General features: G+C 42.0%; 18 protein-coding genes and 1 pseudogene. 9 read left to right on the top strand and 10 right to left on the bottom strand.

Annotated elements, in window-relative coordinates:
* Positions 1–20: 20 nt before the first annotated feature.
* Together BCU91_RS00730 and BCU91_RS00735 are read right to left on the bottom strand one after the other, a co-directional pair.
* Positions 21–1,211, bottom strand: coding sequence for a DUF5692 family protein (locus tag BCU91_RS00730; protein WP_241900991.1), 1,191 nt, complete (start codon positions 1,209–1,211; stop codon positions 21–23).
* Positions 1,212–1,267: 56 nt separating this feature from the next.
* Complete coding sequence (locus tag BCU91_RS00735; protein ID WP_102440696.1) at positions 1,268–2,170, bottom strand: hypothetical protein; 903 nt, start codon at positions 2,168–2,170, stop codon at positions 1,268–1,270.
* A 657-nt stretch (positions 2,171–2,827) separates the two neighbouring features.
* Here BCU91_RS00735 and BCU91_RS00740 point away from each other — a divergent pair.
* Positions 2,828–3,160: a DUF6482 family protein gene (locus BCU91_RS00740; protein WP_102440695.1), complete on the top strand. Its 333-nt coding sequence runs from the start codon at positions 2,828–2,830 to the stop codon at positions 3,158–3,160.
* Positions 3,161–3,243: 83 nt separating this feature from the next.
* On the opposite strand, the pseudogene BCU91_RS00745 reads toward BCU91_RS00740, so the two are convergent.
* Both BCU91_RS00745 and BCU91_RS00750 read right to left on the bottom strand, forming a co-directional pair.
* Positions 3,244–5,203: pseudogene (locus BCU91_RS00745) on the bottom strand (transcriptional regulator); the annotation flags it as partial.
* A gap of 303 nt (positions 5,204–5,506) precedes the next feature.
* Positions 5,507–6,553, bottom strand: coding sequence for a phosphotransferase (locus tag BCU91_RS00750; protein ID WP_102530688.1), 1,047 nt, complete (start codon positions 6,551–6,553; stop codon positions 5,507–5,509).
* A 223-nt stretch (positions 6,554–6,776) separates the two neighbouring features.
* On the opposite strand from BCU91_RS00750, the gene BCU91_RS00755 reads away from it, so the two are divergent.
* A complete protein-coding gene (locus BCU91_RS00755) occupies positions 6,777–7,037 on the top strand; it encodes a DUF5062 family protein (RefSeq protein ID WP_102437611.1) in 261 nt (86 codons plus the stop codon).
* Between the two features lie 84 nt (positions 7,038–7,121).
* On the opposite strand, the gene BCU91_RS00760 is transcribed toward BCU91_RS00755, so the two are convergent.
* The 3 genes from BCU91_RS00760 to BCU91_RS00770 form a co-directional block, all read right to left on the bottom strand.
* Positions 7,122–8,948, bottom strand: coding sequence for a mechanosensitive ion channel domain-containing protein (locus tag BCU91_RS00760; protein WP_102437613.1), 1,827 nt, complete (start codon positions 8,946–8,948; stop codon positions 7,122–7,124).
* Positions 8,949–9,216: 268 nt separating this feature from the next.
* A complete protein-coding gene (locus BCU91_RS00765; RefSeq protein ID WP_102530689.1) occupies positions 9,217–9,747 on the bottom strand; it encodes a GNAT family N-acetyltransferase in 531 nt (176 codons plus the stop codon).
* Positions 9,748–9,749: 2 nt separating this feature from the next.
* Positions 9,750–10,205, bottom strand: a complete 456-nt coding sequence (locus tag BCU91_RS00770; protein WP_241904009.1) for a cold shock domain-containing protein — start codon at positions 10,203–10,205, stop codon at positions 9,750–9,752.
* 155 nt (positions 10,206–10,360) lie between these two features.
* On the opposite strand from BCU91_RS00770, the gene BCU91_RS00775 reads away from it, so the two are divergent.
* The 6 genes from BCU91_RS00775 (at position 10,361) to BCU91_RS00800 (ending at position 18,297) form a co-directional block, all read left to right on the top strand.
* Positions 10,361–11,713: an amidohydrolase gene (locus tag BCU91_RS00775; protein WP_102530691.1), complete on the top strand. Its 1,353-nt coding sequence runs from the start codon at positions 10,361–10,363 to the stop codon at positions 11,711–11,713.
* Positions 11,714–11,814: 101 nt separating this feature from the next.
* A complete protein-coding gene (locus BCU91_RS00780; RefSeq protein WP_102530692.1) occupies positions 11,815–12,309 on the top strand; it encodes a peptidylprolyl isomerase in 495 nt (164 codons plus the stop codon).
* A gap of 51 nt (positions 12,310–12,360) precedes the next feature.
* Positions 12,361–13,140, top strand: a complete 780-nt coding sequence (locus tag BCU91_RS00785) for an EcsC family protein (RefSeq protein ID WP_102437619.1) — start codon at positions 12,361–12,363, stop codon at positions 13,138–13,140.
* A 157-nt stretch (positions 13,141–13,297) separates the two neighbouring features.
* Entirely contained in the window at positions 13,298–14,971 is a 1,674-nt protein-coding gene (locus tag BCU91_RS00790) for a VCBS repeat-containing protein (protein ID WP_102437621.1), read from the top strand.
* 299 nt (positions 14,972–15,270) lie between these two features.
* On the top strand, positions 15,271–16,932 hold the full coding sequence (gene hcp, locus BCU91_RS00795; RefSeq protein ID WP_102530693.1) for a hydroxylamine reductase: 1,662 nt from the start codon (positions 15,271–15,273) through the stop codon (positions 16,930–16,932).
* Between the two features lie 102 nt (positions 16,933–17,034).
* Positions 17,035–18,297: a hybrid-cluster NAD(P)-dependent oxidoreductase gene (locus BCU91_RS00800; protein ID WP_102530694.1), complete on the top strand. Its 1,263-nt coding sequence runs from the start codon at positions 17,035–17,037 to the stop codon at positions 18,295–18,297.
* Positions 18,298–18,403: 106 nt separating this feature from the next.
* Here the strand turns inward: BCU91_RS00800 and BCU91_RS00805 are convergent, their stop codons facing one another.
* Positions 18,404–18,730, bottom strand: coding sequence for a DUF2956 domain-containing protein (locus BCU91_RS00805; RefSeq protein ID WP_102437626.1), 327 nt, complete (start codon positions 18,728–18,730; stop codon positions 18,404–18,406).
* 186 nt (positions 18,731–18,916) lie between these two features.
* On the opposite strand from BCU91_RS00805, the gene BCU91_RS00810 reads away from it, so the two are divergent.
* On the top strand, positions 18,917–19,183 hold the full coding sequence (locus BCU91_RS00810) for a YecH family protein (RefSeq protein ID WP_102437627.1): 267 nt from the start codon (positions 18,917–18,919) through the stop codon (positions 19,181–19,183).
* Positions 19,184–19,297: 114 nt separating this feature from the next.
* Here the strand turns inward: BCU91_RS00810 and gltS are convergent, their stop codons facing one another.
* Both gltS and BCU91_RS00820 read right to left on the bottom strand, forming a co-directional pair.
* Entirely contained in the window at positions 19,298–20,521 is a 1,224-nt protein-coding gene (gene gltS / locus BCU91_RS00815; RefSeq protein WP_076538815.1) for a sodium/glutamate symporter, read from the bottom strand.
* A 567-nt stretch (positions 20,522–21,088) separates the two neighbouring features.
* On the bottom strand, positions 21,089–21,298 hold the full coding sequence (locus BCU91_RS00820) for a molybdopterin-binding protein (RefSeq protein WP_076538818.1): 210 nt from the start codon (positions 21,296–21,298) through the stop codon (positions 21,089–21,091).
* Positions 21,299–21,355 lie beyond the last annotated feature (57 nt).

The following is a 21,355-nucleotide window of genomic DNA, read 5'->3' on the forward strand; positions in this document are numbered from 1 at the left end:
ACCCATTACTTCTTCACGTTTTATTGGGCTTGGTATGAACCTGCCATTAAACGGGTGTTGGTATATTTTTTACTAAAGAATACATAAGCATAAGCAGCATTAATGATGAAACTAGCTGCACCTGCTGCCAGCATGAGTTCATCATTGCGTGGTAGTGGAACCACGTTACTTTCGTACATGAATGGGCAGCTGAAGTAGTACATGAACGAGCCTGCTAAAGTGAATGCTCGAGCCTGTAACCAAGTGCCTTTTTTAATGAATAGCGCTGGTAATGTTGCTGCGATTAGCACCATCATTTGCGCCGTCGCAGAGCCTGGGAAATTGAGGTAAACGAACACAATATTCCAAACGTCGTAGGCGATAATCCAAAATGTGGTCATTGCTGGCCAAATCATGTCTTGCTGCTTACTTTTGTCTGAGAAAATTTTCGCCCAACCTGCAAGGGTGATAATAGATAGCACACCACCAGTTGCATTGAGGATATTGGCAAGATTACCCATACTGAAGTCTTGCATTACCGCTTCTGAAATATTAATCGCGAGGAATGCAGCAGCGCCGAATTTTGCCCATTTCATATCACCGACTTTGGTAAAGCGGATTAAGGTAAATAAGGCTGCAGCACCAACAACTGAGTACAGTTTTACCCATTTGAACCAGTAGGTGATCTCATAGCTTGACCACAGTGGAATAAGCGCTATGGGTAAGATGAACCAAAAAACGTAGTTACTCCATTTGTAGCGTCGGCACATTTCGTTTAATGCAATTAAGCCAAATAGCACCAGTAATACATGCCCATAAGCGCGGTATTCATACCATTTGTGAATGTTGAAGCCATCGTCTGCTAAGGTGAAGCGGATTTCTTCACTGTCAACGTAAGTTAATGTTGCCCCATCAAAGTCATTAATCTCATCACCCGCTTGGCTGCTAATCACCACACCTGTGGCAGTTTGCTGCCAACGCTGGGTTTCGACTTTATTAAAGCCGCCAGATTGTTTAGTGACACTGACAAGATTGTTTTCAGCAAATTCCATTCGATAAAACAAGCTACCTTCGCCGGGTTTGCCGTCTCTGGTGCCTTGCCATATTTGCCCTGGTAGCGGCTGAGTTTCTACTTGATGATTAATGGCGTCATCAGCGTTAGCTACGCTGGTGATGCTTACCATCATTAACGCAAAAACCGCGCTAAATAGTGTTATTAGTTTATGTTTCATAACAACGTCTCGTGTTGTATTAACCGAATACCGATGTGGTATTCGGTTGGAGGTGATTAGGCTGTTGCTAATTTCTTATCTTGAGCCGTTTGATCATCTTCTAATTCGCTGACTAATGGTGGTGGAGACTTTTCACCAAATGGTGGTTCACCATTTTTCTTCTGCATGGTGAAGTACCAAATTGCGAAAGGAACGTGTAAAGCAAGGTTGATGACGCCCCAGTAATACAGCACGTTATCGTTGGCCCAGCTGCTTGAATCCATTAGTGGTACAAACACGTCGCTGTTAGCGCGGATCAGTAGGTGGAATGCCAAGGTGTAAACACGCGCGATTACGTAAAGCTCTGGTCGACCTTTGATTAATGGGTATAGCTCTGCCGCCATCAAGATACAGAATGAACTTGCGAAGAACGCAGGGCTCTCACCGAATACAAAGGCTAGGTTCCAGGTGGTATAGAGGAAGTTCCATGCCGCTGTGGAATAAAACAGTAAGTCGTTTGGTTTGTCTTTACCGATAACCCAATAGACACGTTTACCATTTTTGTAGCGTGGGAAAGGAATAGTGACACAAAGAATGACACCACAGATTGCGTTAAAGTAGTTTGCTGTAGCAAAGTCTTTTAATGTGGCTTCTGCAATGTTTAACACTAAAACTGCATATAGAAATTTTAACACCCAGTCGCCGCGGAAAAACGCCAGCACCTTGTGTGGGTTTTGATGATATAGCCACGCGATACGGGCACCACCAACAACAATTGCAGTGGGGATTAATACACTGACCGTCTTAACCCAACGGAACCATCCGTCAAGTTGATCTGCCCATAGTGGGGCTGTCACTAATGAAAGTAGCCAAAAAGCGGCGGTTAATCTTGGTGTTCGGCGCATACCTTCAACCAAAACGAGTAATAAAACAATATAACCTGTCATTGATACGAAATATTGCCAGACTGGGATGTCCATAATGCCTCCGAGAGCATGTTATTTAGCAATCTATAGCTCCTAACTGATGGAGCTATGTTCAAAAAAATTCACGTTTTTGTTTAGTTCTTATTCGAATAGATCTTCAACATCCAAAGTTAGAGCAATAACTCTACTTTAGAGTCTTTACTCTAACTTAGGGTTTTAATTAGACCTTGATCTAAATCAAGTAATGATTCTGTTTTGGTTGTTACCTAAAGGTATTTAGCTTGTTAATGTGACCGAGTTAACAGGTTGTTTAATCGCTAAATAAGTGACTATTAATTCATGGTTTCGTTAAATTTATATATTAGGTTGCCATAATTTATTCAATATTTTCAGTAAATTAGAAATTATACAAATTACTTATGTGTGTGGGAGCCACTTTGGGAAGGGAATCGCTTTCAAGTGCTACGGGGCGGGATATATATTGGCTATTGTTGTAAACATTTCAGTAACAATTTCACTTTTAAGTGTGGGTGAAAAAGGGATTGTGACTGTGGCTGTAGTCATTGTAGTGAACAATTTTTGGACATTGAACGTAATTTATTTAACAACTCAGTGCTGAGAGCAGTCATTAAGTCTTAAATTGCCGCAGTTAGTCGCTGCAGTTAATGAAGCTTGATTTTAAGCATCAGTTATTACATCCGAGGAACCACTATGCCTAGTATAAATAAAGCCGTTAATAACCCAAGAGATACGAGTCAACATGGGCTGAATACCTTCGAGCAGTCTGTGTATAACGACAGTCAGCCAACGATCATCGGTGTGGCAGATTCGACTCACTATCTGGTGGGCGTAGTGGATGCGGATAATAACTTTTCAGGACTGACAGCAGGCAGCGCTTGCACAGTAGTTAATTCACTCGCAGAGGCTAAGACGCTGCTGCGAAGCCATTATTATTCCAGGGCTAATGTGGTATATCAAACAGCTTATGATGAAATGTGTGGTTTGGCTGCAAATGGTCATTATCATGAAAGCATAAAGCTATAACAATTATCCTTTGGTTACCAATGCTTTGAACTGTGCGGCTTGGCCTGCGAATGGCCACTATTAACCAGTACGAAAGCATAACGCTGTAACGAGAGCTCAAAATAATTTTTTGCTTGGATGAAATCTTGCAGTTTTTGTGACACTGAACCTAAGGAGTTATGAGCGTAAGATAGCTCCATTAAGGCTTCGGTATTTTCAGGAGCTAAGTCATACATCATTTGGCTGTAACTAAGATATTGCTTAAACCACAGCGCAGTAGCAGCCCAATCACTTATGTCATAATCTAATTGCCCCAGCCAAAAAGCATTGGCGCCCAGTGTTTTAAGAATATCTAAATCTTGTGATTGTTCATCAAGCATTACCAGCAGCTTGGTGCGAGATGACAGCAGTGCTTGCTTGGCTTCGTCGACTTTACCGCGCGAGTAAGCCACTTCGCCTATGGCCTCTAGCGTTTGCGCATGCTGAAACCGTGCTGCAAAACTTAAGCTGTCATCATTGGGGGATGATGCCTCAGTAAAATATTCTAAGGCTTTATTACTGATGCCATCGAGTAAATCCATCCGGCCAATGCCGCGCATTTTATCGGTGAAATCACCGACCATGAATCCCAGTAAGTTTTCTGCGGCTATGCGTTTATCTTGGGCCATTTTCTCGGCTTCAAAGCTTTTTACACTGGCAACAATAGAGGTCAGTGTCAGTACCAGTAGCAAAGAGATGGTGAAGGTTTTTTGCCAGCGTTGACGTTTTTCATGGTTATTGGAGGCGCTGATTAATGCCAACTCTTGTGGTGTTAGATCTTGAGCAAACAACGGGTTATGTTTAAGTGCTTGGGCTTCTTTTAGCGGTTTTCCTTCTGCTAGCAAATAGGCTTTATGCTTATTTTCTGCCAGCCAGCGTTTAGTCAGATGATGTAAGCGACTTTTTATTCGCAGGCTATCATTGTGTTCGTTAATCCAGGCGGTTGCCCGTGGCCAGCGCCTTAATAATGCTTCGTGAGCAATGCTAAAACAGGCTTGACCATTTTGCAGGTGGGACACAAATAAGCGGCTATTGACCATAGCTTGGGTCAATGTGTGCTGTTCTTTGCTTTGCAGTTGTGACCAGGTTGCAGTGCGGCTAGTGATGGAGGTTTCATCCTCTCGCAGTGTTACCAATAGGGACAATACTTGGGGTAAGCAGGCTTGCTGTGAGTCAGTTAATTGCGCCATGGCTTCATCGGCATTTTTACCTATTGCGCCTTCGATACCGCCTAATTGTTGGTAAACACTAAACAATAATTGATTGTCTTTACTGCGTTGCAGGTATAGCGCTTGCAACATGTATTGCAACATAGGTAATGCATCAGGATTACTGGCGGCCTCTGTACAGAGTATTTCATCTAGCGGCATGGCTGTTTCAGGATCGACACTCCAGCTTAAATTGGCTGCAATTGCTGGCAGGCGGATCATTTGCAGTAATTCATTACGCGAAGGCGGCGCTAAATCAAAATGAGCCCCTTTACCTTTACCCGCCATTAAACTGGGATAAGTCACTAGTAATGGGTAAAACTCATTACGACAAGCACTGATAATCAATACCACAGAAGAGTTGGCCAGTTTTTCTAAGACCTCAATAAATGCATAACGTTGATCATCTGTAAAGATCGGCGATGACAGAAAGACTTCTAAGCGATCAATAAACAATGCTAAGTGAGTTTCGTTAGTGCTGCTGAGTTTGATGGTCAATGGGGAAATTTACCTTAGCAAGAGTGCGATAGCCGCGCTTGCGAATGGTTTCAATATAGCTGGGTTCAGTGGCTTTATCGCCCAATGCGCGGCGTAATTGGTTAATGACTTTATGCAGTGGATTATCGCCAATATCGGCTTCTGGCCAGCATTGATTGACAATGTCATCACTGCTGAGTACCTCGCCTTGCTGTTGACATAACAGCAATAAAACATCCATTGCCTTAGGCTCAAGTTGTTTGGTTTTTTTACCTTGTCTAAGGGAGTTACTATTAGGGTCAACCTGCCAGTCACCAAAGAAAAATATATCTTTGCTCATTATTACAATCCATTGAATATCAGCTATTTTTCAATGTCGTGAGTTAAAAAACGACAAGATTTTGATATGCAAAATTAGTACATTAGACATTAGTTATATCAATAAATGGTTGTTTTTGTAAGCGATCGCCAAGCAAACAGAGTGGATATCTTTGTCAGGCGATTTTGCTTGGCTTTTATTCTGTAGATTTTGCGAGGCTAGTTTTTATCGCTATGTCTTTTGTCGCTATGCTTGTTAATAAAACCGTTGTTATCTAGATAGTCGTTGTCGATATTGTCCTTAAAAAGTCACTAGTAGGTTTGGCTACTTTGATGATGTCGTTAGCTGGCTTAAGGCCTGTGCGGTTAACATTTCTGTATAAGCGTTTATTTTGACATGCTTTGGGCTCCAGCCTTTAATAAAGCGCTGAAAATCGGCCCATGCTATGCAATACAAAGGGCGCCAAGTTTGTTCAACCTCTTTAGGATTAATATCTGGCTGATGGAGATTAATGCTGCTGGCGAGCTGACTAAAATAGTAATCCAAATATTGCTCGATTAGTTTATGTGGTTCAGTAAATGTCAGCGTACTGCTTAGCAGTAAAATCACATCTTTCATGCCGCAACCTTGGCCCACATATTGAAAGTCCACCGCAGCAGCTTTGTCGTGGTGAGTATTAAAACAAAAGTTAGCGAGTTTGGCATCGCCGTGGATTATTGTTTGGTATGGCGTCTGTTTTAAAGCGCGATCGATTGTATTGGCTGCCATTTTTAACGGCTGATCGCTGAGTGCCTGTAATTCATCGGGGCGAGTATCTAAATGCCAGTAGCTGCCTGTGGGCCATAGGTCGGTGGTATTCACGGTTGATGGCTGGCTAGTTGTAAATTGATTAGCCATAAATTGGCCGTGAAAATGCCCCAGCCATTTAAGGCTGGCCAAAATGGCTGTGTGATCGGCATGGGTTAATACTTGATCGAAACCTAAAGTATGTAAGTCTTCAAGGATCAGTAAGGTTTCTAGTTCGCTGCGCTGAATGTATAAACATTGAGGCACGCTGTTTTCGCTTTGACGATCATTATCACTGCCACTGCCACATAGCTGAGCGTAGTGCTGATACCAGTTAGCTTCAACTTGATAAGATTTGAGTTTACGTTGATGTGATAGGGCGCTATTCCAGCCCTTGGGATGCGACTCTGGCTGTGGCAGTTTAATGTGTTTAACGATAACAGATGAATATTGGCTACCAGTAAGCTTAGCGCGAAATAGTTCGCCATAACCGCCCCATAGGGATTGAATTACCTCAATCTCGCTTATACTTTGAGCTTTTAATGCCGTGGTAATCTTGCTAATAACTGCTTTATCTATCGTCATTAAACCCTTACTTTCCCTTTTTGATGTTGTAGCCACTTCATAAAACCATAATCTAGCTATTGTGCCAGAATTTTACTTAATAGCTAAAGTGATAAGCTAATCGATTGATAATTGCTCAACTAAGAATAAAACAAGTTATTGGCTGCTGTTTTTACGCAGCAGTGATTGAATTTTATCCCCAATAGCGTAGTTTTAGCGTAAAGCCCCAAACGAGAGTGCTTATATGAAGCCAGGTAAGAACGATACTAAATTGCTTAAACTCGCAATGGAAATTGGTGAGGGTTATGCAAAACGTCGCGGTTTTGAAAACTTTGGTGTTGGTATATCGCCAAAAGATAAAGTGGAATGTATTTACCGTTTATTGGTGCAAGATGGGCTAATTCAAGCATTAGCTGAAGATAATGATGATGGCCCAAATCGTAAGCATAAATTGATTTTGTGGATCAGTCGCCAACTTCCTGAAGATCATCCCCTTAAAAACTAACCCATGGGTGAGTTGCTTAGTTATTCCGATTACGTAAAAAGCCGAGATGTTCTCGGCTTTTTAATGGCGACTGGAATGTAAAACTTATCCTTTCAGTTCTACTTCAATGTCAGTTTCTTCTGGTGATTTCATCACATCTTTAGGTTTAGTGACACTGCCCACAGGTGGGTAGGGCACTGTGCCTTTAAATTCATCACGGGTAGCTTCGCTGTAATTGGGAAAAGGTAAGGCATCTTCCTCGATTAATTGTTTAATGGTTTGCTCCGCTTGTTGTTGTACCTCGACGTCTGCGCTGCTGGCATTTTGTAGCATGACATTTTGACCAATAGGGGCAATTTTAATGTCTAACTGCTTTAAAATATTCAGTAAGTGAAAGTTTAAATCCTCAGCAATACCAAAATATTCATTGATATCACCGGTATCGATATAGGCATTTACGTTGACGACAAACGCATCACGCTCAATGGCAAGAAAACGCGCCCGCTGAGCAATCTCTAACACTCTGGGGTGTGACAATAATAATTTTCGCAGTTCCATTAACAGCATTTGCAGTTGCTCTTTACTGGTATCAAGGCTAATGCGCAGATCGTGCTTATAGCGGCGACGATCGATAACAGAGAAGTTTTCTAACTCTTGGGATGAAAATACCGAGTTAGGGATATGCACTACGGTGCGATCGAGTTTTCTGATCCGTGTCGAGCGTAAGCCAATTTCTTCAACTACGCCCATAGTGGTGCCAAAGCGGCAAAAATCCCCCGGTTTTATTGGTCTTGCAGCATATAAAGTTAATGCGCCGAAGACATTTTCTAATGGTTTTTGCGCCGCCAAGGCAATGGCTAAACTGCCGACACCTAGGCCGGTTAAAATGGTGGCCATGTTGTATCCTGAGCTTTCAAACCACATTAAGGCAATAACCACCACAATGACGATTTTTAATATTGCTACCATAGGCCTGAGTAAGGCCACGGAGTAGCTTTTATCTTGATCGTTTAATTGCTTGGATTTTATTGCGGAATACAATTCCACTAAACCTAAAATTAGAATGGTGTTGGCGATATACAGCAAGGTGCTGTTATCAAACCATACACGTGCCCTAATCGATAAACCTAATGACAGCGCCACATATTGCAAGCTCGAAAGATATAAAAACCAGCGCAAGCTGTTGCCTGAAAAACGGGTTAATCCAGCCAGTTTATGTTCAAATTTAGCGGCAATGGTTTTGGCGGCAATGCTGATTAATCCGGTGGCGATCCAACCAAAGAAAATACACAGAATAAAGATCAGCAGTTGCCAGTTTTCCATATGGAACATGGTGAATTGCGGTAAAACGTTAGCCAGTGCTTCGATTTGCGGGCTGTAGCCATATTCGTCCCATAGCTCAGGAACTTGGGCTATAGTGGCGTTAGAGATCTTCCAAATTTTGCCTTTTTTACCGTCTGGAACTCGCTGTAAATAGACCGGAACAGGGCCTTTACTGGTTTCTAGTACCCCTAACAAATCACGATAGCTTGGCAGTTTATCGTTAAGGTGTCCTTCTGGTTGATCGCTGATCTGCGAAAGGTCGAGGATGTTTTGTTTATTCCATAATATCGCCAGTTTACGCAGTAAATCGGCACCATCTTCGGGATTAATATCTTTGGGCAGGTAACGCAGATCAATAAACTCAGTGGCAGCTTCCCAGTCGTTTTCTTGTACCGCTCGACCGATTTCAATGAGGGCTGATAAAGGAGTTTCGCCATCTCGGGCGAGGGTGAGTCCACCTTGAGCTTCGGCTATGGCTTCACTGCGCTTTTCTGCTTCAGCAACTTTTTTTAAATTGATATCGTCCGCAGCCATGGCGGTTGGCATTAGGCTCGACATCGATAACAACACAAAAGCAGTAAAAAGCGTTCGCCATGTTGTTTGCAGCATGATTTTATCCCTAAAAGCGCAATATCTAGCTCAAATATATGTGTTTTAGCCTCAGACTGCTAGGGCGGCACACTTCTAAGTAAGTAAAAGTTACATAAATGGGTGTCTCAACTTTATCACCAAGATAACTTTTCATATGATACAGCTTCCCAAGGTTTTGTTATCGGCTGGGCAGCGTATTTTTAGCCTTAACTAACGATAAAGAGTTGGATGGATAAAGGGCGCCCTAATAGAAGTCGTTGGCGCTTTTTTTGTGCTTTGAATCCAATTAATCAGCTGGCAGCGGATTACCTTTTAACGAGATTGCGTATCGTAGCAGGGTAAAACCTTCGTCTTCATATTGTCTGATAAACGTCATACCTAACTTTTCAATGATGTTGACTGAGCCAAGATTAAGGTTGACGACTTCGCCGTAAATAATATCTAAATCCATATGTTTCTTAGCATACTCAATACTGGCAAGGTTAGCTTCTGTGGCATAGCCCTTACCCCAAAAATCTGGGTGTAAGCGATAGCCTATATCTACTGCATTAATACGTAAATCATATTTAAACCCACAAAAGCCTATGACTTGTTTGGTTGCTTTTAATTCTACAGCCCAACGAGCAAAACCATATTTCTGGTATTCTGCTAACCAGATGTCCTGAATAATGTTTTTTGCATCTTCGATGTTATTACACATGCCTGCATCGCCAGTGTAGCGGTTGACTTCCTCTGAATTAAACTCAAGCACAGCCTTTGTATCGCCAAGATTAAATTCACGAATGATTAGGCGTTCAGTTTCGATTATTATTGTCACTTTTATTTCCTTGGTTCTTGGATTGGTGCATCTGCTCCAGATGCACCTGCTCCAGATGCATTAGTGATGTCATAGTAAGCTTGATAAGCAAAGCGGCCGATGGCGATAACGATCAGAATAATAATGATCCGGCTCATGGTGCCAGAAGCCGTGGTGGCTTTTTGCATTTTGATCGGGCCTCGTTTTTTAGGTGAACCTGGCTTTTTCTGCTGGTTTTGAGCTGTTGATGTTGAGCCGCTTTTTACTGCTACGCCTTCAATGTTGGCTTCGATCGCCTTAATTTTACCGTCAGCTTGCTGCGCTACGATATACGCAATTTGATCACCTTGAATGGGCTTTCTCGCCATATGTTTAAGGGTTGAAATATGAATAAACACGTCCTTGCCACCTTCATCAGGCTCAATAAAACCGAAGCCTTTACTGCTATTCCAGCGAACTAATCGACCTGTTTCCATCATCACGAGTATGTTTCCTTTTTGAACGGCTAAATGTTTACAACACATTATAAAATTGACCAAGGCTATGCTAGGTTATTAATTCAATATAATAAATAGTAATTATCAGCGACTACGACTTTTAGCAGTCAAGATGAACAGTCAACAAGGAAGACACCATGACATTATCAGCACGCTTAACAGCCATACCAACAGCATTGTCGATATCACTGGCTTTAGCTGCAACGATAACCACCACCTCGTTACGCGCTGTAGATCTTGATGATTCAGTGACCAAAGCATTACCACAACTTGAACAGCTTTATACTCACCTTCATCAACACCCTGAACTGTCCTATCAAGAGAAAAATACCAGTGCCAGAATGGCAAAAGAGTTACGGCAATTAGGTTTTGAAGTCACTGATAATTATGGCGGCTACGGCGTGGTGGGCATATTCAAAAATGGCGACGGGCCTACGGTGATGATCCGCGCCGATATTGATGCTTTACCTATTATTGAACAAACGGGCAAAGCTTATGCATCGACAGTGACAACCCAAGATGCACATAACAATACTGTGGGCATTATGCATGGCTGTGGCCATGATATTCATATGACCAGCATGATTGGCGCAGCCGAGCAATTGATGTTGCACAAGTCAGCTTGGCAAGGCACTTTGATGATGGTAGCCCAGCCTGCAGAAGAAATGGGCGGCGGCGCAAAAGCCATGCTCAAGCAAGGTTTATTTAGCGAGTTTCCCACTCCTGATAAGGTGTTAGGTTTGCATGTCAGTGCATCTATTCCTGCTGGTAAAGTCGGCTCTATTAGTGGTTATGCATTGGCCAATGTGGATTCGGTGGATATCAGCATTAAAGGCAAAGGTGGCCATGGTGCTTACCCCCATTTAACCATAGACCCTGTGGTTCTGGCGGCGCGCACAGTATTAGCATTGCAAACCATTCCAAGCCGTGAAGTGTCACCCCTTGAGCCAAACGTGGTCACAGTAGGTTCAATTCATGGCGGCTCAAAACATAATATTATTTCCAATGAAGTGAAGCTGCAATTAACTCTGCGATCATATAACCCTGAAGTACGTGAGCAGCAAATCGCTGCCATAAAACGTATCACTAAGGGCATTGCGATTAGTGCGGGTTTACCTGATGAACTGATGCCTGAAGTGTATGTGCATGAAGATGAAAAAATACCTTCGACTTATAATGACCCAGCATTGGCTGCCCAAGTTAAGGCCAGCATTGAAGCTGAACTAGGAAAAGATAATGTGGTGCTAGCGCCGCAGGTCATGGCCGGAGAAGATTTTGGCTTATATGGCCGAACTGAGCAAAATATTCCGATTACCTTATTTTGGTTAGGTGCGGTTACACCAAGCGTGTATCAAGCCAGTATTGCTAGCGGTGACAGCTTGCCATCATTGCATTCAAGCAAATTTGCCCCAGATTATCCGTTAACCATCAGTACCGGTGTGCGGGCAATGACGCGAGCGGCAATGGATTTGTTTAATAGCAGTAAATAAGCTTACTTTATCTGACTTAAAGCATGACGCTTATTTATAGCCTGAAGCATAGGATAAACGCTATAATTCAGCTTAACTTTTCGTTGTTAAATTGAGATCCCATGACCGTTATTTTTACCACCAATGTTGGCGATATCCATATTGAACTGGATATGGAAAAAGCCCCTGTTAGCTCAAAGAATTTTTTACAGTACTGTCAGGATGGCTTTTATGATTACACTATTTTTCATCGGGTGATCAAAGGCTTTATGATCCAAGGTGGTGGCTTTACTGCCAAGATGAAAGAAAAACCGACTCGCGATCCAATCGTTAATGAAGCTAATCGCGGCTTGAGTAACACGCTCGGCACCATAGCAATGGCAAGAACCGATGCGCCGCATTCGGCCACCGGGCAGTTTTTTATTAATACTGCTGATAATAGCTTTTTAGACCACACAGCGACCACCAACAGCGGTTGGGGTTATGCGGTATTTGGCAGAGTGGTTGCCGGTATTGAAGTGGTCAAAGAAATTGAAAAAGCTAAAACAACCACGGTAGCAGGTCATGACGATGTGCCTAAAACGGCGATAGTGATTGAGAAAGTCACCATTATCTAGTGAGCTATTAGCGCTGTTGTTAATCGTGCGGCTGTGAAAGAAGGGAAAGCCATGAGTCTATCTGTAGAAGATAATGCCCAATTAGTGCAGGCTAAGCAGTTACTTGAAAACCCCGGCTTAGCAGCCAAAATCACAGATTTTATTGGCTCGCCCATTGAGCAAGGTTTTGCGCTACTGCCTAAAAGTGTCAGTAATGGTATTGGCAAAGTCACAGAAATGGCGTTGATGAAAGCCTCGGATGCGGCGCTATTTACCATGAAAAACATCCCCCATGAGCAATCTTCTGATCGTTGGCACAAACTCGGTGTTGCAGTGAGTGGTGGTGTGGGGGGCTTTTTCGGCTTAAGCGCATTGGCATTAGAGCTACCGATTTCAACCACCATCATGTTGCGATCCATTGCCGATATTGCTCGCAGTGAGGGTGAGCAACTCGATGAAGTGGCCACTAAAATGGCCTGCATAGAAGTCTTTGCCCTAGGGGGGGAGTCAAATGATGACGATCAAGCTGAAAAAGGCTACTTTGCGGTGCGCACCGTGTTAGCCAATTCAATTGCTGAAGCCGCTGAATACGTTGCCACTAAAGGCTTTAGTAAAGAAGCTGCGCCAATGATGGTTAAATTAGTGACCGTGGTGGCAGAGCGCTTTGGCGTGCAGGTGACTCAAAAGGTGGCCGCTCAAGCTGTACCTGCCATAGGCGCTGCGGGTGGGGCGATCATTAACACCTTATTTATCGATCATTTTCAAGACATGGCAAGAGGTCACTTTATCGTGCGTAAACTTGAGCGTAAGTACGGTGAAGAACTAGTAAAGCTAACCTATCAGACACTTTGATCTTGGCAAGATAAGTTGTTAGTCAATTCCTATTCCTTTTACAGCTTGAATCGTTCTCGATACGTAAGTGGTAACAATTTCATTGTATGAACTTTATTCAATCAAGGTTATCTTAACTATATAAGTTAAAGATAATGTTTAAGGATATGTTTTCAGGATGAATAAATTAACCCGCGCGCTATTGGTAGCAAGCTGTTGTATTTTACCTTTTATCCATCCAGCTTTTGCTGCAGATACAGAGCTAAAATTCACCACTTTTACAGTTGATACCGAATTTGAACTGACTCATCCAGTATTAAGCGTTAACTTACTCGATAATGAGGGCAATGAGTTACTAGCACTGGGTGTTGATGATGAACATCAGCGCTGGTTTGCTGTATACGGCATTGTCGATAAGCAATTAGTGATGCTAGATAAAGTATTATTAAACAAAGATATTTATAGCTTTGATATTAATGAAATCGACTCTAATACTGATAGCATGCTTGCGCTGCAACAGCTGTATTTCGTCACTGCAGAGCAATTACTACGTTATGCCCCAGTTACGGCTAATAGCGCTATTAACAAGCTAGATGTGAGTATGCTCCCAGCAGATGCGATCTCCGCTGATGACATGCTAGTGCAAGATCCTTCAGCTTCACTTTCACCTAAACAAATTACCAGCCAACAAACAGATACTGCAGCAAAACCGCTTTCTGGTGAGTTAGTTGCCGTTGCTGATATTAATTCATTAGCTGTTACAGGCCATGCTGATTTTATCTCTCGTGGTGATTTTGTCAGTGATATTAATAATGATGATATTGCTGATGTACTGATAAGTGACTTTAGAGAAATGCATGTATTGCTCGGTGCTGGTAATACTCAATTCATCCGACAATCACTGCCGTTACTGCCTCAAGTTGAGCTGACCAATAATGGCGCTGAATATAGCCGCGCTACGCTTTATCACAGTGATATGAACTTTGATGGTCGCGATGATATTGTCAAAGTCGGTGAGGGCTCGCTCGAAGTGTATTATCAAAACGATCAAGGGCAGTTCGCCGCGATCGCAGAATATATTTCGGTGAGTCAACCCATCAGTGGTATTGATTGGTGGAATAAGCGTGATGCCTATGGCAAATCATTAGATCAAAGTGATTTGCTATACCGTAAAGTTGAGCGTATTGGTGATGTGAATGGCGATGAGATTACTGACTTGGTGGTCAGATATACCAAAAGCTCTGGGGTGTTTGATCGTACCAATGACTATGAAATTTACTTAGGACGTAATAACGATGGCTTGGTGGCTTTTGGCCGCGAACCTGAGACGATTATTAAAGCTGAAGGTACCTTAACAGGGCTACGTTTTGATGATATTGATAATGACAATGTCGATGAGGTGATTGTGTCAGGTTTTGATATTAGTATTTCGCAGATCGTCAGCGCCTTGCTGTCTGGCAGTATTGATCAAGATGTTCATGTGTTTAAAATGAATAGTGCGAATAAATTTGGTGAAAAGGCCAATGCCAGTAAAGAAGTTGAATTAAACTTCAGCCTAAGTTCTGGCCAAAGTGGTGAGCCTGTCGTGGCCTTAGCGGATATCAATGGCGATGGTTATAAAGAGTTATTGTTGTCTGATGATAATGAAACCTTAGATATTTATTTGGGTCAGGCAGGTAGCGCGCCTTTTAGTAAACGATCTCAGCAATGGGATATGATCATTCCAGTTGAAGGTTCGATGCTGTCGGCAACCGATATCAATGCCGATGGTAAAGATGATTTATTAGTTAAATTTGGCAAACAAGATCCTGACAATCTGCAGCGAAGCTTCTCAGTACTATTGGCGCAGTAATCAGTTTTAAGGCTTATAACGCCTCAAAACACACACGAAAAGAACCAGCAATCACTTGCTGGTTTTTTTGTGCTTTCAATTTGGTTTTGGCGATTAAATGAACTACAAAATGACTAATTAAATGATGCCTTTATTGATAAAACCGATGTGAATAGGGCTAAATATTAGTGAATGCTGAAACTGATCTAGATCATAAAATCGATTAAATATTGTAAAAATCAGTTTAGATTTTTGCTGATCTAAGTACACTGCATCTAAACATGTAAATATTATGCATGATTAAATTCAGGAGCAAAGTGATGTTTTGTATTCAATGCGAACAAACAGTTAGAACCCCAGCAGGCAACGGTTGTAGTTATTCTCAAGGTATGTGCGGTAAGTTAGCATCTACGTCAGATCTACAAGATTTATTAATCTACATGTTGCAGGGCGTTTCTGCTTATGCGGTTAAGGCGCGTCAGTTCGATATCATCGATGCCGAGATTGATACCTTTGTTCCTAAGGCATTTTTTGCCACATTAACTAATGTGAACTTTGATGATGGACGTTTAGCTGATTACGCACATCAAGCGCAAACTTACCGTAACAAGTTAAAAGCGGCATACGAACAAGCCTGCGCTGAAAAAGGCGTTGCTGCTGAAGAAGTGATAGCTCAAGCTGAATTTAACTTAGCGGCTTCTCAGCCTGAAATGCTACTACAAGCTCCAGTTGCACTGCCAAACCGTGGTGACGATGTTAATGAAGACATCATGGGCTTACGTTTACTTTGCTTATATGGCCTTAAAGGCGCAGCAGCTTACATGGAGCATGCACGTGTACTTGAGCAAACTGATGCCGATGTGGCCGGTGAATTTCACCAAATCATGTCATTCCTTGGCGAAGACTCAGTTGATGGCGACAAGCTATTTGCTACCGCAATGGAAATCGGTCAATTAAACTATCGCGTAATGGCGATGTTAGATGCGGGTGAAACGACGGCATTTGGCCACCCTGAGCCAACTGAAGTAAACACCAAATCATTTAAAGGTAAGGCGATTTTAGTGTCAGGTCATGACATGAAAGATTTAGAACTTATCTTAGAGCAAACTCAAGGTAAGGGCATTAACGTCTATACCCATGGCGAAATGTTACCGGCATTAGCTTATCCTGCATTTAAAAAGTTCCCACACTTAGTGGGTAACTACGGCAGCGCATGGCAGAACCAACAGCGTGAATTTGGCACTTTCCCAGGCGCTGTTGTGATGACCTCAAACTGTATTATTGACCCTAATGTGGGCGATTATTCAGATCGTATATTCACCCGTAGTATTGTTGGCTGGCCTGGTGTTGCTCACATCGAAGGTGAAGACTTTAGCACTGTGATTGACAAAGCCCTTGAGCTTGAAGGTTTTAGCTACGATGAAATCCCACATGCGATTACGATTGGTTTTGCACGTAATGCCTTAATGGAAGCGGCACCAACAGTAGTTGAGAACGTGAAAAATGGGTCTATTAAGCACTTTTTCTTAATCGGTGGTTGTGACGGCGATAAATCTGAACGTAGCTACTTTACTGACTTAGCTAAATCAGTGCCTGATGACACCATTATCCTGACCTTAGGGTGTGGTAAGTACAAGTTCAACAAACTTGAGTTTGGCGATATTAATGGTATTCCACGTTTATTAGATGTGGGTCAATGTAACGATGCTTACTCTGCTATACAGTTAGCCTTAGCATTAAAAGATATTTTTGACTGTGATATCAATGAACTGCCTTTAAGCTTGGTACTGTCTTGGTTTGAGCAAAAAGCGATTGTGGTGTTACTGACACTATTATCACTGGGCGTTAAAAACATTCGTACAGGCCCAACTCCGCCAGCGTTTTTGACTGAAAACTTAGCAAAAGTGTTAGAAGACCAATTTGGTTTACGTAACACCACTGATGTTGAGTCAGATCTTAAAGCGATGATTAATGCGGCTTAAATAGTGGTTATTGGGTGATATAGGCTTAGCGCTTATATCACCTTTTTATTGTCTGTTTTTTACTTTCTACTTCTAACACATGGTTTCCCATACAGGTGCAATATGAGTTCATCAGGATTTTCATTTTCAGCAGCGTTATCAGCCGCCCAATCAACAAAAGATGACAACAAAAAGTCAGTTGCTAAGGTCAGCGCTGCGCCGAGTTTTTCAATATCGGGTGCATTGGCTGCCACAGCAAAGAAAACGGCTGAGGTTACAACTACTGCTGAAGCAAAAAAATCCATCAATGCAAATCAGTTATTATTAAATGCTGATGAGTGGCAACGTGGTGAAGTGCAATTGCGCTGTACTGAAAAATGGCATGAAACCCATGATGTAGTGAGCTTTCGTTTTCAAGGTTTAACCCCTGTTAAGTTTAACTACAAACCGGGGCAATTTATTACCTTCAAATTAGAGATTGAAGGCGAAATAGTTTATCGCAGTTATACCATGTCATCGTCTCCATCTAGACCTTATTCAATTGTGGTCACGGTGAAGCGCATTGCTGGTGGCAAAGTGTCAAACTTTTTAGCTGATAAGGTTAATCAAGGCGATATCATCACCTTAGTCGGCCCAGATGGCGCCTTTAACTTAGTGGATATAGCGGCTGAAAAGTATTTATTTTTAAGTGCTGGCAGTGGCATTACCCCAATGTATTCAATGTCACGTTGGCTGCTCGATACCAAAGTAGGCAGTGATATTGCCTTTGTGCACAGCGCTCGAACAGATGAAGATATTATCTTTGCTGATAGCTTAGGTGCGATGGCTTATCGCAGTGCTCAATTTCAATTAAGTTACCTGCTTGAAAATGCAGATGAGCTTGTTGAAGGCGTTAATCATACTGGCAACGACAGCCGTATGTTAGGCCGTATCGATATTGAAAAGCTGCAAGCATTAGTGCCTGATTTTATGACTCGCACCATTTTTGTGTGTGGCCCAGAGCCTTACATGGTGTCAGTTAAATCCTGGATTGAAACCAGTGGTTTCGAGATGAAAAACTTCCATCAAGAAAGCTTTACTGGCGCGGTTAAATCACCCCCAAGCAGCACAAATACTGCGGCTACAACTAGCAACTTCATGCTTTCAATCAAGGATAAAAAAGTTGCATTATCGGCTGAGCAAACCTTACTTGATGGCATAGAGTCTGAAGGGCTACCGATAATCGCAGCGTGCCGAAGTGGTGTGTGCGGCGCCTGTAAGTGCCAGGTGACCTCAGGGACTACTGAATCTAGCAGTACCATGACATTAACAGCTGAAGAAATTGCCGCAGGGTATGTATTAGCGTGCTCGACTAAAATCACTTCAGATGTCAGCTTAAAAATGTAAGCTAATTTGCAGCAAGATTTAATTTAAGAACAGTCAGCTATGCTGACTGTTTTGCTTTGTGGCAAAAATAATAAATGGGGCGCCTTATCCCCTTAGCTAAGAATGATCAGTTTGCTTGCAGGACATGAGATGCAATAAATCCGACCCAACTGGCGATAAGCAACACCCAGGGTAAATATGACTTCTGAGACTGTGGCGGCTGCTGCTGTTCAACTACATCATGGTTGAGCTGGTTTTTAGCTTTAAGATTCTGTTTCCGCTGTTTATCAGCCCCACGAGCTTTGGCTTTCTGCAACTTCTTATATTCAGCTATACCTTTCTCAATACCTTGAGCGATGAGTTTGGTCTGTTCTTTGGTTTGTGAAGGTTTTTGAGTAGCCTTAGCCATTTTCATTGCTTCAGCTTGGGTTTCTTGAGAGATACTTTTTGCCATGTTGCTCTACTTCTTGATTAGATTGCTGCTTAGTTACTACTTTAACAGCCTCGTGGGCGGCTCACTATAGCCAATCAGCGTCTAGATGATAATTCAGTAGGTTAATTTTTGTTAAACCATGAGCTAACGCAATAGTGGAATAGTGATTGTGTCGTAAAATAGCTTTTTAACTGTTGAGGAATTCTAATGTCAAAATCAATTCATGGTCGTAACGTTATCAAATTGATGAAAGATCAAAATACCCCGCAGCCACAACAACAATGGCTGGCGTTGATGGCAGCAGAATTTGGTGAAAATGCAGAGTTTCATACTTGTCGTGCCAGTGATATGAGCGCCGCACAGTTAGTTGAACTGTTTATTAGCAACGGTCGTTTAACTGAAACTGAAGCTGGTTTTGTGATTAATCAATGTGGTCACTGTGCAGGTAAAGAAACCCAAGAGGCAACGGCTTAGTCGCGGATTCGGTTTTCTTTAAGACAAAAATGCCAGTCACTGACTGGCATTTTTGTATCTGTGTTTAGCTTTAACTAAGCCCTAAAGCGAGCGGTTAAACTCGCGTATTAAGCGCTAGCCCATAAAGCTTAAATAGCCTTGCAAGATAATGGCATTCACAATATCAATAAAGAATGCCCCTACAATAGGCACTACCATAAAGGCTTGTGGCGACGGACCTGTACGTGAAACTAATGCGCCCATGTTCATTACCGCAGTTGGGGTTGCGCCCATACCAAAACCACAATGACCACCAGCCATCACTGCAGCGTCATAGTTTGAGCCCATTAATCTAAAGGTAACAAAGTAGGCAAACACCGCTAAAATAGCCGCTTGAGACACTAAGATGATTAATAGCGGTACCGCTAAATCAAATATTTCCCACAGCTTTAGGTTCATCAATGCCATTGCTAAAAACAGTGACAAGGACACAGTACCTAAAATATCAACACATTCACTGTTGATTTTGTAGCCGCGACTCAACTCAGTGGCGTTGGTGATGACCACGCCAAAGAATAAGGCATAAACAAAGTCAGGCATTTTTAACCATGCAATATCCATGGAGCTAACAAATTTGCCGAACCACTTAGCCCCTGCCACACATAGCAGCAGAATGAATAGCACTTCTAAAATTTTCTTACCGGTAACGCGATCAATTTCTAATTGGTCATAGGTTACTAAGTCAGGATGATCTACGTGATGATTACCACCCACACCATATGAAGAAACAAGATTATGTTTATTGATAAGGCGCTGGGCAACTGGACCACCAATAATACCGCCCATGACTAGACCAAAGGTGGCCGCTGCCATGGCAAACTCTAAAGTATTAATACCATAGTTGTCTTGGAAGGTTTGCGCCCAAGCAGCACCCGTGCCGTGACCACCTGATAAGGTAATTGAACCAGCGATTAAGCCCATTATCGGCTCTAGCCCTAAAGCGCTGGCTAAGCTAACGCCCACCGCATTTTGAATAATGATATATAAAGATGCAATGCCTAAAAAGACAATGACCTTAGTACCGCCTTTCATTAATAGCTTATAACTTGCCGCTAACCCCACGGTACTGAAAAACATCAGCATCAAGGTATTTTGCATTGAAAGAGTAAATTCTAAACTGATTTTGTTGAAGTGTAATATGGTGATTACGCCTGCAACGATAAGTCCACCCACGATGGGTTCTGGGATATTATATTTTCTGAAAGAAGGTACGTGTCGATTAATTGTATGGCCAATGAATAGTACCAAAATTGCCACGAGGAAAGATTCAAGCTCTCCAATAGAATAAACAGTATTCATGGAACTCCTTTTGTTTTGCACTGAATGAGTTACACAATGTGATTAGATATCACAATTAGATATGCATAAATATTTTGCTTTAATTTATTAGTTATATTGATTATAGAGGAACTTAGCGGTAAATATCATGGGGATTGCCTTAAAAGGCCAAGTGTCGTTCATTTGTTGAGCTGATTTAACAAGTTATTAAAAGCTAAACCCTTGATGTTAATTGTAAAGGTGGTTTTGTTAGCTTAATTGCACTGCTTATGTTGTGAATTTGCAGGTGGAGAATCTGAGTTTTGAGGAATAAAAAGTCACTTTAGTGACTGTATCTGGCTCTGTTTAAGATAAATAATTGCCGCTAGACTCAATCAAAGCAGATTACATAGTATGTTTTATGGTGTGTGCTATTTATTCTAAAACTGAAAAATTGCTCATTGGAGTGGTTTGCCGATGCTGATGTTTATAGATATATGAGCGAAATAAAAGGAAGTTCATTTCGCTCATATAGCGCTGGCTAAAGCGGGCGAATAGGTACTTTTATGTACTTTAAATAAACCTGTAACAGCCAAATGCTAAAGGGTATTAATCAACAGCAACCATAACATTACTGGCTTTAATAATAGCGTAAGCATTGCCACCCACGGTTAAGCCAAGTTGCTGACAAGATTTTTTAGTGACTACTGATGTGATCTCAACTCCAGGTGCAAGTTCAATGACCACCTCATTGTTTACAGAACCCTCTTCGATTGAGGTGATTTTACCAACCAGTGAATTACGAGCGCTGATTTTCATAATATTTAAATTTCCTATTAATGAGTCAATATGCTGATATTAATTATAAAAATAAGG

The sequence above is a fragment of the Shewanella sp. 10N.286.52.B9 genome (assembly GCF_002873635.1).
Lineage (GTDB): Bacteria > Pseudomonadota > Gammaproteobacteria > Enterobacterales > Shewanellaceae > Shewanella.

What these genes read in the sequence shown, in the direction of transcription:
- BCU91_RS00730 (WP_241900991.1), bottom strand. Translation starts at nt 1,211, where the DNA reads ATGAAACATAAACTAATAACACTATTTAGCGCGGTTTTTGCGTTAATG.
- BCU91_RS00735 (WP_102440696.1), bottom strand. Translation starts at nt 2,170, where the DNA reads ATGGACATCCCAGTCTGGCAATATTTCGTATCAATGACAGGTTATATT.
- BCU91_RS00740 (WP_102440695.1), top strand. Translation starts at nt 2,828, where the DNA reads ATGCCTAGTATAAATAAAGCCGTTAATAACCCAAGAGATACGAGTCAA.
- BCU91_RS00750 (WP_102530688.1), bottom strand. Translation starts at nt 6,553, where the DNA reads ATGACGATAGATAAAGCAGTTATTAGCAAGATTACCACGGCATTAAAA.
- BCU91_RS00755 (WP_102437611.1), top strand. Translation starts at nt 6,777, where the DNA reads ATGAAGCCAGGTAAGAACGATACTAAATTGCTTAAACTCGCAATGGAA.
- BCU91_RS00760 (WP_102437613.1), bottom strand. Translation starts at nt 8,948, where the DNA reads ATGCTGCAAACAACATGGCGAACGCTTTTTACTGCTTTTGTGTTGTTA.
- BCU91_RS00770 (WP_241904009.1), bottom strand. Translation starts at nt 10,205, where the DNA reads ATGATGGAAACAGGTCGATTAGTTCGCTGGAATAGCAGTAAAGGCTTC.
- BCU91_RS00775 (WP_102530691.1), top strand. Translation starts at nt 10,361, where the DNA reads ATGACATTATCAGCACGCTTAACAGCCATACCAACAGCATTGTCGATA.
- BCU91_RS00780 (WP_102530692.1), top strand. Translation starts at nt 11,815, where the DNA reads ATGACCGTTATTTTTACCACCAATGTTGGCGATATCCATATTGAACTG.
- BCU91_RS00785 (WP_102437619.1), top strand. Translation starts at nt 12,361, where the DNA reads ATGAGTCTATCTGTAGAAGATAATGCCCAATTAGTGCAGGCTAAGCAG.
- BCU91_RS00790 (WP_102437621.1), top strand. Translation starts at nt 13,298, where the DNA reads ATGAATAAATTAACCCGCGCGCTATTGGTAGCAAGCTGTTGTATTTTA.
- hcp (WP_102530693.1), top strand. Translation starts at nt 15,271, where the DNA reads ATGTTTTGTATTCAATGCGAACAAACAGTTAGAACCCCAGCAGGCAAC.
- BCU91_RS00800 (WP_102530694.1), top strand. Translation starts at nt 17,035, where the DNA reads ATGAGTTCATCAGGATTTTCATTTTCAGCAGCGTTATCAGCCGCCCAA.
- BCU91_RS00805 (WP_102437626.1), bottom strand. Translation starts at nt 18,730, where the DNA reads ATGGCAAAAAGTATCTCTCAAGAAACCCAAGCTGAAGCAATGAAAATG.
- BCU91_RS00810 (WP_102437627.1), top strand. Translation starts at nt 18,917, where the DNA reads ATGTCAAAATCAATTCATGGTCGTAACGTTATCAAATTGATGAAAGAT.
- gltS (WP_076538815.1), bottom strand. Translation starts at nt 20,521, where the DNA reads ATGAATACTGTTTATTCTATTGGAGAGCTTGAATCTTTCCTCGTGGCA.
- BCU91_RS00820 (WP_076538818.1), bottom strand. Translation starts at nt 21,298, where the DNA reads ATGAAAATCAGCGCTCGTAATTCACTGGTTGGTAAAATCACCTCAATC.